Source organism: Microbacterium sp. GXF0217 (assembly GCF_054798195.1).
Genome location: NZ_JBSJZG010000003.1, coordinates 142902 through 158554 on the forward strand (window position 1 = coordinate 142902; position 15653 = coordinate 158554).

Genomic DNA, 15653 nt, shown 5'->3' on the forward strand with positions numbered 1-15653 from the left:
GCCGCGCTCAGCGGTCGAGGCTGGCGAACCGCTCGATGTCGATGTTCGTCCCCGACACGATGATGAGGTCGTGGTTCGTGACGACGGTGTCGGCCTCGGCATAGCGGAACGGTTTGCCCGGGCTCTTCACGCCGACGACCGTGACGTTGTACTTCGTGCGCACGCCGGACTGGTTGAGGCCGACGCCGCGGATGAACTTCGGCGGGTACATCTTCGCCAGCACGAAGTCGTCGTCGAAGCGGATGAAGTCCAGCATCCGCCCGCTGACGAGGTGCGCGACGCGCTCGCCGGCCTCGCGTTCGGGGTAGATGACGTGGTTCGCGCCGACGCGCGCGAGGATCTTGCCGTGCGACTGCGACACGGCCTTCGCCCAGATCTGGGGGACCTTGAGGTCGACGAGATTGGCCGTGATGAGGACGGATGCCTCGATCAGCGAGCCGACCGCGACCACCGCGACCTGGAAGTCCTGTGCACCGATCTGGCGCAGCGCGTCGATGTTGCGGGCGTCGGCCTGGACCGTGTGAGTGACCCGGTCGGACCACTTCTGCACGAGCTCGAGGCTGTCGTCGATCGCGAGCACTTCGCGGTCGAGCCGATCCAGTTCGCCGGCGCACGCGGCGCCGAAGCGGCCGAGTCCGATCACGAGAACGGGGGCATCGCCCCGGATGACGTCAACCAACGATCGGCCTTTCCACGGGCAGCGAGTAGAGCTGCGTTCGCGACGTCGCGGCGACTGCCGCGGCGAGAGTCACTGTACCAACGCGTCCCATGAAGATCGTCGCCGCCATCACGTAGGACGCGGAATCCGGAAGCTCCGCGGTGAGCCCCGTCGACAGTCCGACCGTGCCGAAGGCCGAGATCACGTCGAACAGCACGTGGCTGATGTCGGCCTTGGTGATCTGCGCGATCACGATCGTCGACAGGGCGACGATCGTCGCCCCCCAGGCGACGACCGAGAGCGCGACGCGCTGCACGTCGCTGGGGATGCGGCGGCCGAAGACCTCGACGGACTGGCGGCCCTTGGCCTCCGACCAGACGGCGATCGCGAGGACGGCGAGGGTGGTCACCTTGATGCCGCCGGCGGTGGATGCCGAGCCGCCGCCGACGAACATGAGCATGGATCCTGCCACGAGCGATGATCCGTTGAGATCGGCCATGTCGATGACGTTGAAGCCGCCGGAGCGCGTCATGGCGGACAGGAAGAAGGCCTGGAACGTGGTGTCCGCGGCATCCATCGATCCGAAGGTCTGCGGGTTGTCGTACTCCAGGATCAGGAACACGGCGGCGCCGGCGAAGAACAGGATGATCGTGGTGATGAGCGTCAGCTTGGTGTGCAGCGACCAGCGGTTGACGTGCCAGTGATGCTTGGCGAGCGTGTAGATCACCGGGAACCCGATGCTGCCGAGGAACACGCTGATCATGAGGACGGTCAGCACGAAGTAGTCGTCGGCGAACACGCCGACCCCGCCGGCGTTCGGAGCGAACCCGGTGTTGGTGAACGACATCGCTGCGTAGTACGGCGCCTCCCACAGGGCCACGAGCGGGTCGATCCCCGCCATCACGAGTCCGGGGTAGAGCAGCACGGCGACCACGCCCTCGATCACGAGCGTCGACAGCGCGACCGTGGTCAGCAGCTGGCCGACTTCGCCGAGGCGCACGGTCTGCCCCTCGTTGACCGGCCCGCCGTGAGCGCGCAGCGGGTTCGTGTCACCCGCCGCGATGAGCTTCGCGCGGAGGCCGAGGCGCTTGGAGATCACCATTCCCATCAGCGAGGCCAGCGTCAGCACGCCCATGCCGCCGATGTTCACTCCGATGAAGATGACGACATGACCGAAACCCGACCAGTGCGTCGCCATGTCGACCGTCGCGAGGCCCGTCACGCAGATCGTGGAGACGGCGACGAACAGTGCGTCCGAGAGCGGAGTGATGGTGCCGGACGTTGACGCGAAGGGCAGCGAGAGCAGTGCGGTGAACACGAGCACCAGGGCAGCGAAGATGACGATCGCGAACCGCGAGGGCGATGACGTCACCAGGTGCTTCACGAGCTGGAATGCGCGCTGCAGGCCACGCCGGGGAGAGACGGCAGACGAGGTGCCTGACATCGTTCCCCTTTCTTGTCGACCGGTGGAGTCGCCCCGCTGAGGAGCCTTCGTCATGGTACTCCGCCCGCGGGACGACTACCCTGATCTCATGACCGACATCTTCGACGTGATCGCGGACGGCACGAGGCGAGACATCCTCCAGCTCCTGCTCCGGCGGTCGTCCGATGGGGATGCCGGCACCAGCGTGACCCAGATCGTCAGTGAGCTCGGCATCAGCCAGCCGACCGTGTCCAAGCACCTCAAGGTGCTGCGCGAAGCCGATCTCGTGACGGTGCGCGAGGACGGACAGCGCCGCTACTACAGCCTGGCCATCGAGCCACTCGAGATCGTCGACGACTGGCTGATGCCCTTCCTGGTCGACGCGTTCGATGACCGCACCGACCTCGAACTCGCCCCTCTTCCCGACGGCGCGGCGCACGCGGCTGAGGCGGTCGGTCGCGCCGCGGCATCCGCGAAGCACGTCGTGCAGAGCGCGCTCAAGCGACTCGGCGGCTGACACGACGAACCCGCCAGGCGCACGGCGCCTGACGGATTCGATCGGATGCCGCGGTCAGCGCCGCCCGGCCTTGCGCCGGAAGAGCCAGGCACCCCACACGACGGCGACCGCGAGGATCGCGACGCACCAGAGGATCCCCTGCAACGGCTCGCTGTCGACCGGCGTGCCCATCAGCAGTGCTCTGATCGTCTCGACGATCGGGGTGATGGGCTGGTACTCGGCGATCGGCTGCAGCCATTCAGGCATGCTCGCCACCGGCACGAACGCACTCGACAGATACGGCAGGAACAGCAGGACGAAACCGTAGCCGTTCGCGCCCTCCGGAGACCCGGCCGCCAACCCGATCGCGGCGAACAGGTAGGTGATCGCGAGGATGTACAGCGCGATGAGCGCGCCCGTCGCGACCCACTCGCCGATGTCGGCCGTCGGCCGGAAGCCCACCAGCACGCCGACGCCGATGACGAGAGACGTCGCCACGAGGTTGCGGATCAGGCTCGCCACGACGTGGCCCGTGAGCACGGCCCCCGCGCGCAGCGGCATGGTGCGGAACCGGTCGATGATGCCGGTGCGCATGTCGTTCGCGACGTACACCGCGGTCGATGACGCACCGAATCCGGCGCACGTCAGGATGATGCCGGGAACGACGTAGTCGACGTAGGCGCCGGACGGATCGATCGCGCCGCCGAACACCCACGTGAACATCAGCATGAGCATCACCGGCAGCATGATCGCCATCAACAGCGATTCACCGTCGCGCAGCGAATGCCGAAGGCTCCGCCCGACGAACACGAGTTCGGCGGTGGCGCCGCGAAGACGCGGACGGATCGTCGGCGCGGAAGAGCGCCCTGTGCCTGCAGCGGAGGCGGTGAGGCTGGTCATGCGGGCTCCTCGGAGGTGGCGGCGACGAGGTCGCCGGTGCGGTCGGGGGTGGTCAGGGAGAGGAACACGTCGTCGAGGCTCGGTCGGCGCAGCGTCACCGTCCCCGTGGTGCCCTGCTCATCGAGCTGGTCGAGCGCGCGGCGCAGGCCCGGGATGCTGCCGTCGGTCGCCACCGTCCGGATCAGTTCGCCCTGATCGTCGTGCACCTCGACGCTGTCCCCACCCACGCGGGCCTTCAGCTCGGCGGCCGTCCCGAGCGCCGCGATCCGCCCTTCGTGCAGGACGGCGATCCGATCGGCGAGCTGGTCGGCCTCCTCGAGGTATTGCGTAGTGAGGAACACCGTCGTCCCGGCATCCGCCATGGCGCGGATGATCTCCCACAGGTCGCGTCGACTGCGGGTGTCCAGCCCTGTCGTCGGCTCGTCGAGGAACAGTATCTCGGGCGTGACGACGAAGCTCAGCGCGAGGTCGAGGCGCCGCCGCATGCCTCCGGAATAAGTGCGCACCGCGCGGGAAGCGGCGTCGGCGAGGCCGAATCGGGCGAGCAGTTCGGCGGAGCGGCGGCCGGCTGCCGCGCGGCTGAGCCCCGAGAGCCGGCCGAACATCACGACGTTCTCGGTTGCGGTGAGGGCGTCGTCGACGGCAGCGGACTGGCCGGTCAGGCTGATCCGCTGCTGGACGGCCGTCGGGTCGGTGCGGACGTCGAATCCGCCGACGGAGACGGCGCCGGAATCCGGCCGGGTGAGCGTCGTGAGGATGTTGATCGCGGTGGTCTTGCCTGCGCCGTTCGGGCCGAGCAGCGCGAACACCTCGCCGGGTGCGACCGTCAGGTCGATGCCGGCGAGGACGACGTGATCGCCGAAGCGCTTGTGCAGCCCCTCGATCTGGATCGCGGGTGTGGGCATGAGCAGGTTTCCTTTCTGTGCAGCACGTAAACTGTGTATTACAGATACAACTGTGTATGACCATAACACACGGTTTAGTAGATAAACAGAAGTAGGATGGCGGCATGACGAACGAGGAACTTCCGGAGCTGCCTCGCGGCATCGCGCTGGCATGGGGAGTCGCGGCGAACCCGCAGCGCGGACCCAAGCGCGAGATGAGCGTCGAGCGGATCGTCGAGGCCGCGGTGGAACTCGCCGATGCCGACGGGATCGGAGCCGTGTCGATGGCCGCCGTCGCGGCGAGACTCGGATTCACGCCGATGTCGCTCTATCGGTACGTCAGCGCGAAGGACGATCTGCTGCTGCTCATGCAGGAGGAGGCGACGGGGCTGCCTCCGGAGGGACACCGCGAGCAGGAGGGCTGGCGGAACCGGCTCCGTGCGCTGTTCGAGGCGCAGGTGCTCATCTACCTGCGCCACCCGTGGATCCTGTCGCTGCCCATCACCGGCTCGCCGATCACTCCCAACAGCTCGGCGTGGATCGATGCGGGCCTCGAGGCGCTCGCGGACACCCCGCTGGCCGAGTCCGAGCGGCTGGCCGTCGCACTCGCGATGACCGGTCAAGCGCGCTGGTACGGAATGGTCCTCGCCGGCTACTCGGAGCAGGCGCGCATCACCGGCCTCACGGCTGAGGAGGTCTCGGCGCGGGAGTCGGCGCTGTTCGACCGCGTGATCGCGGCGGAGGAGTACCCGCATCTGCGCAGCGCGATCGACGCCGGAGTGTTCGTCGATCAGATGGATCCGTTCCGATTCGCCGCAGAGCGCCTGCTCGACGGCGTCGGCATGTACATCGACGGGCTCGATCGCGGTGAGGAGCATGCTGCGATCCAGGAGTGGCTCGAGGTCGACACGGCAGGGCTCGCGGGGGACAAGAAGCTTCGCGAAGCGCAGAAGGCCGTGCGGGATGCCGAGAAAGCGCTGCGCGACGCGCGCAAGCACGAGCGGCAGGTGCTGCGCGACGCACGCGAACGCCTTGCGCGCGGCTGACAGTCACATCCGTCACAGCAGTCACGCGGGTTTACACGCGTGACACGTTCGCCCTAGAGTGTGCTTCAGCAGAAAGGGGTACAGGGGATGCCCGAAGTTCCAGACGTTCGCTTCCTGACGGTCGCCGAGGTCGCCGAGATCATGCGCGTGTCGAAGATGACCGTGTACCGGCTCGTGCACTCGGGAGACCTGCCGGCCATCCGATTCGGTCGCAGCTATCGCGTGCCGGAGTCGGCCGTCGCCGACGCGATGCGGCGCCCGATCGCCGACGCCGGCTGACCGATCGGGCATGTGACCGGCGCACGGCGTTCCGTTTGCTAGACTGATCCGAGGCATTTTTCCGTGCCCGTACCCGGGTGTCCCGAATAGTGCGACATCCAGCCCCTGACGTAGTGAGGTTTCCGTGGGTTCTGTCATCAAGAAGCGCCGCAAGCGCATGGCGAAGAAGAAGCACCGCAAGCTGCTTCGCAAGACTCGCCACCAGCGCCGCAACAAGAAGTAAGCGGCCCAGACACGAGCGCCCCCGACTGCTCCTCGAGCGAGTCGACAGGGGGCGCTTTGTGTCTCTCCCATGAGTCAGGCCCGACCGTCCCGTCCTTGAGGAAGCAATGAAGTCGATCACCGTCGCCGAACTCGCCGAGAAGTCCGACACCCCGCTCATCGACGTCCGCGAGCGTGACGAGTTCGCGCGCGGTCACGTCCCCGGAGCGGTGAACATCCCGATGTCCGAGATCGGCAACCGCCTGGAAGAGCTGCCGTCCGAGGCGTTCCACGTCATCTGCCAGATCGGCGGACGCTCCGCACGCGTCGTCGAGGCCCTCGAATCGCGCGGCTACGACGTGACCAACGTCGACGGCGGCACGGGAGAGTGGGCCGCGCAGGGACGCGAGATCGCGATTCCGTCCGCGTGACCACGCTCACCCTCATCGGCAAGCCGGACTGCCACCTCTGCGACGTCGCCCACGAGGTCGTGGATGCCGTGATCGCCGACCTCCCGGAAGAGACGGCGGAGCGCATCGAGATCGTCGAGGCATCGATCCAAGAAGACCCAGCACTGTACGACCTGTGGTGGGAGAAGATCCCGGTGCTCCTGATCGACGGCGAACTGCACGCGCACTGGCGCGTGTCGCCCGATCGACTGCGCGAACGACTGGAGAAGGCATGACCATCCGACACGTCGTCATGTGGAAGCTCGCCAGCGCGGATGCCGCGGAGCGCGCAGCCCAGGCTGCAGAGGTCGCGCGGCGTCTGAATGCGCTCTCCGGTGTCGTCCCCGAGCTGCTCGCCATCTCGGCGGGGGCGAACAGCCTCTACCCCGACGCGAACTGGGACGTCACGCTCGTCTCGGACTTCGCGGATGCCGCGGCGCTCGAGGCGTATCAGTTGCACCCTGCGCACGAGGAGGCGGCCGCGTACATCCGATCGGTCGTGTCAGGGCGCGTCGCCGTCGACTTCGAGGTCTGAGCGCAGCACCGGGTACCACACCTGCTGAAACCGAAACGTAACCTCGCTGCGGCGATTATCCACGGTCATCGGCGTCGCGACGTGTTTAGATGTGTTCACCCAACCGTCAGCGGGCGCCTTCGCCCCGTCACACAGGAGCGATCATGACCCGTCGTCGCACCATCGTCACCGGCGTCGCCCTCGCGACCGCATCGGTGTTCTTCCTCGCCGGCTGCGCCGGTGGATCCGACCCTGGGGCTGAAGCTCCCGAGAGCGGTGCGGACTACGGGCTCGTCTCGGACGGCACACTGACCGTGTGCTCCGACATCCCCTACGCTCCCTTCGAGTTCGAGGGCGGAGACAACGGCACCGGTTACACCGGTTTCGACATCGATCTGCTCGCCGCCGTCGCGGAGAAGCTCGATCTGGAGCTGGCTGTGCAGGACACCGGATTCGACGCCCTCCAGTCGGGTACGACCCTGGCCTCGGGCACGTGCGACATCGCCGCATCGGCCATGACGATCACCGAAGAGCGTCAGGCGAACCTCGACTTCTCCGACCCGTACTACGACTCGCTCCAGTCGCTGCTGGTGCGCACGGACTCCGGCATCGCCTCCATCGAGGACCTCGGCGGCAAGCTCGTCGGCGTGCAGCAGGGCACCACCGGTGAAAGCTACGCGAACGAGAACGCGGCGGATGCTCAGATCCTGCAGTTCCCGTCTGACGGTGAGCTGTGGCCGGCGATCCAGGCGGGCACGATCGACGCCATCCTGCAGGACCAGCCGGTGAACCTCGAGCACGAGAAGGCGGACGAGGCGTACGAGATCGTCGAGACGTACAACACCGACGAGCAGTACGGTTTCGCGTTCGCCAAGGGTGAGAAGACCGAACTCCTCGAGGCGGTGAACGGCGCATTGCAGGAGCTGCGGGACAGCGGCGACTACCAGACCATCTACGACGAGTACTTCACAGCGAACTGATCCGGCGAGACAGGCCGTAAGGGCGCACACGATGGCGTTGAAGCGCACTCAGAAACAGAAGCTCTACCGGTACTCGGTGTACGCGGTGCTGATCGCGATCCTTGTGTGGGTCGTGATCTCGACGGACTGGGCCAGGCTCGGGCCGCTCTTCTTCAACCCAGAGGTCGCCGTCAAGATGCTTCCGGGCATCATCACGACGGCGCTGGTGAACACCCTGTGGTTCACGGTGGTCGCCTTCGCGGGGGGACTCGTGTTCGGCGTCGTCCTGGCGTTGATGAAGATGTCCGCGGTCGGTCCGTTCCGCTGGATCGCCACGGTGTGGATCGAGCTGTTCCGCGGACTTCCTGCGATCCTGACGATCTTCGCCGTCGGGTTCATCGTGCCGATCGCGGCAGGCGTCCCGGCGCAGCGACTCGGTGGACCCGTCGTCCTCGGTCTCATCGGCCTGATCCTCGTGGCGTCCGCCTACATGGCTGAGACGATTCGCGCGGGACTCCAGGCGGTACCGAAGGGCCAGACGGAGGCCGCTCGCTCGCTCGGGATGTCGCCGATGAAGACGACCTTTTGGGTCGTCATCCCCCAGGGCTTCCGCATCATCATCCCGCCTCTCACGAACGAGTTCGTCCTGCTGCTCAAGGACACCTCGCTGCTGTTCATCGTGGGGACGTTCCTGTGGTCCAAGGAGCTCACGACCTTCGCCCGTGATGCGACGACGCAGAACGCGAACGCGACGCCGCTCATCATGGCGGCGCTGCTCTATCTCGTCGTGACGATACCTCTCACGCGGTTCAGCGCGTGGCTCGAACGACGATTGGCGAACCAGCGATGAGCACCGATCTGATCGATATCACCGCGCCGGCGATCCGGACCCGAGACCTGCGGAAGTCCTTCGGGGACAACGAAGTGCTGAAGGGCATCGACCTCACTGTCGCAGCCGGCGAGGTGGTCTGCGTGATCGGACCGTCCGGGTCCGGCAAATCGACGCTGCTGCGCTCCGTGAACCTCCTCGAGGAGCCCACCGCCGGGAGCGTCCAGATCGAGGGCATCGACATCACCGATCCCGACGTCGACATCGATCGGGTGCGCACCCGCATCGGCATGGTGTTCCAGAGCTTCAACCTGTTCCCGCATCTCAGCGTGCTCGGAAACCTCACTCTCGCCCAACGGCGCGTACTGAAGCGTTCCAAGGCGGACGCCGAAGCCGTCGCGCGCGAGATGCTGGGCCGCGTGGGACTGACGGAGAAGGTGGACGCGTATCCGGGTCACCTCTCCGGCGGTCAGCAGCAGCGTGTGGCGATCGCGCGAGCGCTGTGCATGAACCCCGACATGATGCTCTTCGACGAGCCGACGTCCGCACTCGACCCCGAGCTCGTCGGCGAGGTGCTGCAGGTCATGCGCTCGCTCGCTGAAGAGGGCATGACGATGCTCGTCGTGACCCACGAGATGGGGTTCGCGCGCGAGGTCGGTTCGCGTCTGATCTTCATGGACGGCGGCCAGATCGTCGAAGAGGGCGACCCGCGTACCGTCCTCGCCGACCCGCAGCATCAGCGCACGAAGGACTTCCTCTCGCGGGTCCTGTAGTCGTGACCGCGACTATGCGGACTCGCGCAGCACGAGCCGGTGGCTCACGATCCGGTGCGCGTCGACACCGGCATCCCCATCGGTGAGGGCGACAGCCAGCTCGAGGGTATGACGGGCGACCTCGTCGAAGTCGACCGCGAGCGTCGTGAGGGTCGGTGCGACGAGCACGCCGATCGACAGGCCGTCGACGCCGGCCACGCGGATGTCGTGCGGCACGTCGAGTCCGGCGTGCCGGCACGCCGACAGCACGCCGAAGGCCATGAGGTCGTTGAACGCGAGGACGGCGTCCGGAGGCGAAGCGCGGCGGACGACCTGCGCCGCGACCGCCGAGGCGTGCTCGGGCGTGGATGCCGCGGCGTGGACGAGTTCCGGCGCGAGACCGTGCCGTTCGAGCGCCGCCATCATCTCCCGCCCGCGGCCACTGGTGGCATGAGGTTCCGACGCGTCCAGCACGACCGGGCGGCGCGTGCCCACGGAGACGAGATGAGCTGCCAGATCGTCGATCGCAGCGGTCGGATCGAGGAGAACGCCGGGGTGCGGAGAGTCGTCTCCGGCGTCGAGGAGGATCAGCGGCGTGGTGCCGAATCGGCGCCCCCACTCCGGAGCCCACGCACCGAGGTAGCCGACGACGACGTCCACCTGCGCGTGCAGTGAGCGCAGCATCCGGTCGGCCGCGCCGGCCAGGCCGATGTCGACGAGCGAGACGCTCCATCCGTCGATGGCCGCACGGCGCACGATCGCGGCGGCCAGCTCGGGCGAGTAGGGGTTGCGCAGATCGCTGACGACCAGTCCGAGCTGGCGATCGCCGCCCGTGACGAGCCCCCGCCCGAAGCGGGACGGACGGTACGAGAGCGCATTCGCGGCGTCGAGGACGCGGCTCTTGGTCTCGGCGCTGATTCCCGGCATGTCGTTGATCGCTCGGGTCACCGTCTGCCGCGAGACGCCGGCAGCCGCGGCGACGTCGAGGATGGTCGCCCGCCGACGGGGCGATCCCTCAGCAGGATCGCCCCGATCGGTCAGCTGCCCAGGTTCAGCCATGCCACCTCTTCAGCCGTGAGATCGACGGTGAGTCCCCGCATCGATGAGCGGGTCTCCTCGATCGTACGGGGTCCGAAGAGGGGGAACGTGGGGAACGGCTGCGCGAGGACGTAGGCGAGCGCGATGGCGGTCGTCGGGACGCCTCGTTCGGCACCGAGGTGCTCTGCGCGACGCAGGCGCTCGAAGTTCTCGTCGCTGTAGTAGCAGCGCACGAGCTCGGGGTCGCTGAAGTCGTCGGGACGGGCGCGGCCGGTGAAGAAGCCGCGCGCCTGCGACGACCACGGCAGGAGGGGGATCTGCCGCTCCTCGAGCCAGCGCCTCGACGCGGCATCCGTCACGTGCACGCAGCCGTCCCACGGCACGTCGTAGGCCTCGGCGAGTCCGAAGTGGTCGCTGACGACGCCGAATCCCTGACGGCCGTTGGCCCTGGCGTACGCGTTGGCCTCGTCGATGCGCTCCGGGCTCCAGTTCGAGCCGCCGAACACGCGGATCCGACCGGCGCGGGCGTGCTCGTCGAGTACGTCGACGAACTCCCCGACGGGTACGTCGGGGTTGTCTCGGTGGAGCATGTAGATGTCGGCGTAGTCGGTGCCCTGGCGCTCCAGGCTCTCGAACAGCTGGCGCGTGACGGATTCGGGGTCGCAGTGCGGCGTGTGCCCGCCCTTCGTGATCACCACGACGTCCTCACGGATGCCGCGGTTCGCGATCCATCGGCCGAGACGCCGCTCGAGGTCGCCGTCGCCGTAGATGTAGGCCGTGTCGAACACGTTGCCGCCCAGCTCTGCGTAGACGTCGAAGACGGCGGAGGCATGCGCGAGGTTCGGCTGGTTGTCGACGCCCATCACGAGCCGGGAGACGCGCTTGTCGATGCCGGCGATCTCGCCGTACCGCATCGCGGTCGGGGTGCTCCCTGCATTCGCGCGGGACGCGGCGCGGACCGGCGGGATGTCGGCGTCGTCGGCCTCGAAGGCGTACTCCAGTCCGATCGCTGCACGCCACCGGTCGAGGGTGCGCGCGGTCGCCAGGGTCTCCGCCGAGGTCATCTCCGGCGCATCCGCCCGCCCGTCGCGGAGGGCGGCGATCGTCGCATCCGCCTCGAGGCCGTACGCATCCGTCGCGTCGATCGTGATCGTGCGGACGCCATCGGTCGCCGCGATCTCGATCGTGGTGTCGCCGGCGGGCACCCACGGCTCGGCGATGTGGATGCTGCCGCGTTCGCCCAGGATCGTGACCGTGTTCTCAGCTGGGGCATTGACGCCGGTGGTCAGTGTCGCGGTGATCCCGCTGCGATACGTCGCCCTCGCGACGGTCCACTCGTCGACGCCGGTGGGACCCAGCGTTCCGGAGGCCGTCAGCTCGACGGGCTCCGAGGCGTGCACGCCGTCGGCGGCGTCGACGATCGCGGCGGCCATCGTGGTCGGGTAGCCGCCCACGTCGAGGATGCCGCCGCCGGCGACAGCCGGGTCGAACAGTCGACCGGCGCGCTCGCCGACCCGGAACGCGAACGAGGCATCAATGTGGACTACGCGGCCGATGGCGCCCTCGCGGATGAGTTCGAGCACGGCGCGCGTCTGCGGGTGGAAGCGGTACATGTACGCCTCGACGAGCGGGACGCCGGCCTGGCGTGCGGCATCGACGAGTGCCATCGTCGTGCCGTGGTTCACGGAGAGCGGCTTCTCGCACAGCACGGCCTTGCCTGCTGCGAGCGCTTCGAGAACGAGAGCGGGGTGCGCTGTGTGCACGCTGGACACGTACACGGCGTCGACGCGCGGGTCCGCGACCGCCTGCGCGTAGCCGTCCGCCCTCACATCCACCGCGCCCTGCTCCTGGGCCTCGTCCGCGAACGCGCGGGCGCGGGAGCTGTTCGAACTGCCGACCGCGACGAGTTCGCCGTCGCTGGAGGCGAGACCGGCGAGGAATCGCCGTGCGATGCTCCCCGGGCCGAGCACGGCCCATCCACCGGTGCGGGTACGGGTGTCGTCGACTGCGAGCTGAGGGGTCACCATTGTCCTTTCGAGCAAATCTCGTGAACGTTCACGTGTTAGTCACGTTAGTCCCGAAGGGGGCCACGGTCAAGCTCTTCGTGAACGCTCACGGCGTCCGACGCGGCACGGCCGCCAGCGGCGACCGCGCAGACCCAGAACGCGTCGGAGCTCAGCCGCGCGCGGGGACGGCGACAGGCTCGGGCGCGACGAGGAGACCCCCGCTGCGGATGCCGTCAGCGGGGGTCTCGGAGGTCTGATCAGCCGTCGACTTCGACGACCTCGGCATCCGCGGCGTTGCGGCGCACCGAGTCGATCCCGTTCAGCGCTCCCGACTTCGACGAATACCCCTGGCCGGTGGCGATGACCTCGCCGTTGCCCGACTTGAGCCGGAACCGGTAGTCGCCGCCCTTGTCCTGGTACAGCTCGAACTTGCCTGCCATGAGGCATCCTTCCCCTGAGTGACGGGCACTGGGAGGCCGCCCGCGTCACACGCTAGCGGGGGCAGGATGCCGAGGGGAAGAGTCCGGATTCCGACGGCCGATCGGCCAGGGAGGCTCAGGCCGGGGAGATCGCGTACTTGAAGCCGCGGTGCGATGCATCCAGTCTCCCAGACCTCACGTACCGTGAGGTCGCGGCCGTCGGCGCGGCTCCGAAACGACGGAACCCCGTCGCATCCGTGTGGATGCGACGGGGTTCCGCAGGCAGGACGGGGTCAGGCCTCGGCATCCTCCGGGACGAAGTCGACGCCTGCTTCCTTGCGCTGCTGGTCCGTGATCGGGGCCGGAGCCGACGTCAGCGGGTCGAAGCCGTTTCCGGTCTTCGGGAACGCGATGACCTCGCGGATCGACTCGGTCTTGGACAGGTGCTGCAGCACGCGGTCAAGGCCCAGCGCGATTCCGCCGTGCGGAGGAGCGCCGAACTTGAACGCGTCCAGCAGGAAGCCGAACTGCTCGTCTGCCTGCTCCTGGCTGATGCCCATGACCTCGAGCACACGCTTCTGCACGTCCTCGCGGTGGATGCGGATCGACCCGCCGCCTAGCTCGGAGCCGTTGCACACGATGTCGTACGCATAGGCGAGAGCGGAACCGGGGTCGGTGTCGAAGGTGTCCTCGAACTCGGGCTTCGGGCCGGTGAATGCGTGGTGCACGGCCGTCCATGCCCCGGCGCCGACGGCGACGTCACCGGAGGCAACGGCATCCGCTGCCGGTTCGAACATCGGAGCGTCGACCACCCAGGTGAAGGCGAACGTGTCGGGGTCGAGCAGACCCAGACGGCGACCGATCTCGACGCGCGCGGCGCCGAGAAGTGCGCGGCTGTCCTTCGCGGATCCGGCGGCGAAGAACGCGCAGTCGCCCGGCGCAGCTCCGACGAGTTCGGCGAGGCCTGCCTGCTCGGCCTCGGACAGGTTCTTGGCGACCGGGCCGCCCAGCGTGCCGTCCTCGTTGAAGAGGACGTAGGCGAGTCCGCGCGCGCCGCGCTGCTTCGCCCACTCCTGCCACGCGTCGAGCACCTTGCGGGGCTGCGATGCGCCACCGGGCATGACCACGGCGCCGACGTAGTCGGACTGGAATACGCGGAACGGCGTCTCGGAGAAGTACGGCGTCGCCTCGACCAGCTCGAGGCCGAAGCGCAGGTCCGGCTTGTCGGAGCCGTACTTCGCCATGGCGTCGGCATAGGTGATGCGCGGCAGCGGGGTCTCCACCTCGACGCCGATGGTGGCCCACATCGCGGTGACGACGGCCTCCATCATCTCGATGACGTCCTCCTGATCGACGAAGGCCATCTCGATGTCGAGCTGCGTGAACTCGGGCTGGCGGTCGGCGCGGAAGTCCTCGTCACGGTAGCAGCGCGCGATCTGGTAGTACTTCTCCACTCCGCCGACCATGAGCAGCTGCTTGAACAGCTGCGGGGACTGCGGCAGCGCGTACCAGCTGCCGGGGTGAAGGCGAGCGGGTACGACGAAGTCGCGGGCGCCCTCCGGCGTCGAGCGCGTGAGCGTCGGCGTCTCGACCTCGGTGAAGTCGCGCTCGTGCAGGACGTCGCGGATCGCCTTGTACACCTGCGAACGCAGGCGCATGACGGAGGCCGGTTGCGGGCGGCGCAGGTCCAGGTAGCGGTACTTGAACCGCACGTCCTCGCCGATCGGGTCGCCGCCCTCAAGGCCGGTCGACACCTGGAACGGCAGGGGAGCGGACTCGTTGAGCACGATGACCTCTGCGGCGATGACCTCGATCTCGCCGGTGGGCAGGTTCGGGTTCTCGTTGCCGGCCGGTCGAGCCGACACGGTGCCGGTGACCTTCAGGACGAACTCGCTGCGCAGCGGGTGCGCGATCTCCTCGTCGCGGATGACCACCTGGGCGATGCCGGAGGCATCCCGGAGATCGATGAACGCGACTCCTCCGTGATCACGACGACGATCGACCCAACCCGTGAGGGTGACGGTGTGACCGATGTGCTCGGCTCGCAAAGAGCCGGTCGTGTGAGTGCGAAGCACGGAAGATTCCTCCAGTTCGGAAAAGGGAACCCGCCCATTCTAGGCGAGCACGTGCGGCGGCGAGGGTTGCAGGCTCTTGGCGGTCGGCACATGCTTGCCATATGGAAAGCGAATCGGGGGCGAGCTGACTTCGCCGGATCGAAGACCTCCGCGGTCGGGCACAGCGGATGCCGCGGGGTCACGCCATCGTGCGATTGAGCTACGCGGCGATGCTGGCCGCCTACGTCGGCGTCTTCATGTGAACGGGGTCTTCGGCGGGAGGAGCGCAGGTGTTCGGCGGGACGACGATGACGCTGATCCTGCCCCCGATCATCATCGCGTCCGATGCCGTCACTCCCGGCATCGCCGTCGGCGTCGGCACGATCGTCGCGGCTTTCCTCGTCCTGTCGGCCTTCGTCCCGAGAGCACGCCGTGGCGCATCCGCGGCATGAGCTCGACGAGGCGCTGCTCACGCCGGTGCGCCTCTCGCTCATGGCGGCACTCGGCGGCGATGTCGAACTCGACTTCTCGAGCCTGCGGGATCTGATCGAGGCGGACGACTCCGCCCTGAGCAAGGGCATCTCCCACCTCGAGAAGCTCGGGTACGTGAAGGTCACGAAGGGCTACGTCGGCGCGCGTCCGCGCACCTGGGTGCGTTCGACACTCAGCGGACGGCGTGCGCTCGAGCGTCATGTCGCAGCGCTGCGGGCGATCACAGGGCAGATGTGAGGAACGGGGCTCTCGCT

Annotated in this window: 20 protein-coding genes; 12 read left to right on the plus strand and 8 right to left on the minus strand. The window is 67.9% G+C overall.

Going from position 1 to position 15653, the window contains the following annotated elements:
• Window positions 1-7 precede the first annotated feature (7 nt).
• A complete protein-coding gene (locus ACWAT3_RS06885; protein WP_460796986.1) occupies window positions 8-679 on the minus strand; it encodes a potassium channel family protein in 672 nt (223 codons plus the stop codon).
• Complete coding sequence (locus ACWAT3_RS06890; protein ID WP_460796988.1) at window positions 672-2102, minus strand: TrkH family potassium uptake protein; 1431 nt, start codon at window positions 2100-2102, stop codon at window positions 672-674. The genes ACWAT3_RS06885 and ACWAT3_RS06890 overlap by 8 nt, the downstream gene beginning before the upstream one ends.
• Before the next feature lie 88 nt (window positions 2103-2190).
• Here ACWAT3_RS06890 and ACWAT3_RS06895 point away from each other — a divergent pair, with 88 nt between their 5' ends.
• Window positions 2191-2598, plus strand: a complete 408-nt coding sequence (locus ACWAT3_RS06895) for an ArsR/SmtB family transcription factor (protein ID WP_460796989.1) — start codon at window positions 2191-2193, stop codon at window positions 2596-2598.
• 54 nt (window positions 2599-2652) lie between these two features.
• Here the strand turns inward: ACWAT3_RS06895 and ACWAT3_RS06900 are convergent, their stop codons facing one another.
• Window positions 2653-3477: an ABC transporter permease gene (locus ACWAT3_RS06900; protein WP_460796990.1), complete on the minus strand. Its 825-nt coding sequence runs from the start codon at window positions 3475-3477 to the stop codon at window positions 2653-2655.
• Window positions 3474-4382 carry an ATP-binding cassette domain-containing protein gene (locus ACWAT3_RS06905; RefSeq protein WP_460796992.1) on the minus strand — a complete coding sequence of 303 codons (909 nt, stop codon included), beginning with the start codon at window positions 4380-4382 and terminating at the stop codon, window positions 3474-3476. The genes ACWAT3_RS06900 and ACWAT3_RS06905 overlap by 4 nt, the downstream gene beginning before the upstream one ends.
• 104 nt (window positions 4383-4486) lie before the next feature.
• On the opposite strand from ACWAT3_RS06905, the gene ACWAT3_RS06910 reads away from it, so the two are divergent.
• From ACWAT3_RS06910 to ACWAT3_RS06950, 9 genes are all read left to right on the plus strand, one after another.
• Complete coding sequence (locus ACWAT3_RS06910) at window positions 4487-5407, plus strand: TetR/AcrR family transcriptional regulator (RefSeq protein WP_460796993.1); 921 nt, start codon at window positions 4487-4489, stop codon at window positions 5405-5407.
• Window positions 5408-5494: 87 nt separating this feature from the next.
• Window positions 5495-5686: a helix-turn-helix domain-containing protein gene (locus ACWAT3_RS06915; RefSeq protein ID WP_460796995.1), complete on the plus strand. Its 192-nt coding sequence runs from the start codon at window positions 5495-5497 to the stop codon at window positions 5684-5686.
• A gap of 124 nt (window positions 5687-5810) precedes the next feature.
• Entirely contained in the window at window positions 5811-5909 is a 99-nt protein-coding gene (locus tag ACWAT3_RS06920; protein ID WP_003792170.1) for a 30S ribosomal protein bS22, read from the plus strand.
• Window positions 5910-6015: 106 nt separating this feature from the next.
• Window positions 6016-6318, plus strand: coding sequence for a rhodanese-like domain-containing protein (locus tag ACWAT3_RS06925; RefSeq protein ID WP_460796996.1), 303 nt, complete (start codon window positions 6016-6018; stop codon window positions 6316-6318).
• Complete coding sequence (locus tag ACWAT3_RS06930) at window positions 6315-6572, plus strand: glutaredoxin family protein (RefSeq protein WP_460796997.1); 258 nt, start codon at window positions 6315-6317, stop codon at window positions 6570-6572. The genes ACWAT3_RS06925 and ACWAT3_RS06930 overlap by 4 nt, the downstream gene beginning before the upstream one ends.
• Window positions 6569-6871: a Dabb family protein gene (locus ACWAT3_RS06935; RefSeq protein WP_460796999.1), complete on the plus strand. Its 303-nt coding sequence runs from the start codon at window positions 6569-6571 to the stop codon at window positions 6869-6871. The genes ACWAT3_RS06930 and ACWAT3_RS06935 overlap by 4 nt, the downstream gene beginning before the upstream one ends.
• 143 nt (window positions 6872-7014) lie before the next feature.
• Window positions 7015-7830, plus strand: coding sequence for a transporter substrate-binding domain-containing protein (locus ACWAT3_RS06940; RefSeq protein WP_460797000.1), 816 nt, complete (start codon window positions 7015-7017; stop codon window positions 7828-7830).
• 31 nt (window positions 7831-7861) lie between these two features.
• On the plus strand, window positions 7862-8659 hold the full coding sequence (locus tag ACWAT3_RS06945; RefSeq protein WP_460797001.1) for an amino acid ABC transporter permease: 798 nt from the start codon (window positions 7862-7864) through the stop codon (window positions 8657-8659).
• Window positions 8656-9411, plus strand: a complete 756-nt coding sequence (locus ACWAT3_RS06950; RefSeq protein WP_460797003.1) for an amino acid ABC transporter ATP-binding protein — start codon at window positions 8656-8658, stop codon at window positions 9409-9411. Before ACWAT3_RS06945 ends, ACWAT3_RS06950 begins: the two co-directional genes overlap by 4 nt.
• A 12-nt stretch (window positions 9412-9423) precedes the next feature.
• On the opposite strand, the gene ACWAT3_RS06955 is transcribed toward ACWAT3_RS06950, so the two are convergent.
• From ACWAT3_RS06955 to aspS, 4 genes are all read right to left on the minus strand, one after another.
• On the minus strand, window positions 9424-10449 hold the full coding sequence (locus tag ACWAT3_RS06955) for a LacI family DNA-binding transcriptional regulator (RefSeq protein ID WP_460797005.1): 1026 nt from the start codon (window positions 10447-10449) through the stop codon (window positions 9424-9426).
• The gene (locus ACWAT3_RS06960; protein ID WP_460797006.1) at window positions 10428-12452 is read right to left on the minus strand and encodes an aldo/keto reductase; all 2025 of its coding nucleotides are present in this window, start codon (window positions 12450-12452) and stop codon (window positions 10428-10430) included. The genes ACWAT3_RS06955 and ACWAT3_RS06960 overlap by 22 nt, the downstream gene beginning before the upstream one ends.
• A 239-nt stretch (window positions 12453-12691) precedes the next feature.
• Window positions 12692-12874 carry a YegP family protein gene (locus ACWAT3_RS06965; protein ID WP_460797008.1) on the minus strand — a complete coding sequence of 61 codons (183 nt, stop codon included), beginning with the start codon at window positions 12872-12874 and terminating at the stop codon, window positions 12692-12694.
• Window positions 12875-13146: 272 nt separating this feature from the next.
• Window positions 13147-14928 (minus strand): aspartate--tRNA ligase, encoded by a 1782-nt coding sequence (aspS, locus tag ACWAT3_RS06970; RefSeq protein ID WP_460797009.1) that lies wholly within the window; start codon window positions 14926-14928, stop codon window positions 13147-13149.
• Between the two features lie 269 nt (window positions 14929-15197).
• Between aspS and ACWAT3_RS06975 the strand changes: the two genes are divergently transcribed.
• Together ACWAT3_RS06975 and ACWAT3_RS06980 are read left to right on the plus strand one after the other, a co-directional pair.
• Entirely contained in the window at window positions 15198-15359 is a 162-nt protein-coding gene (locus ACWAT3_RS06975) for a hypothetical protein (RefSeq protein ID WP_460797011.1), read from the plus strand.
• Entirely contained in the window at window positions 15340-15636 is a 297-nt protein-coding gene (locus ACWAT3_RS06980) for a winged helix-turn-helix domain-containing protein (protein WP_460797013.1), read from the plus strand. The genes ACWAT3_RS06975 and ACWAT3_RS06980 overlap by 20 nt, the downstream gene beginning before the upstream one ends.
• Window positions 15637-15653: the final 17 nt, after the last annotated feature.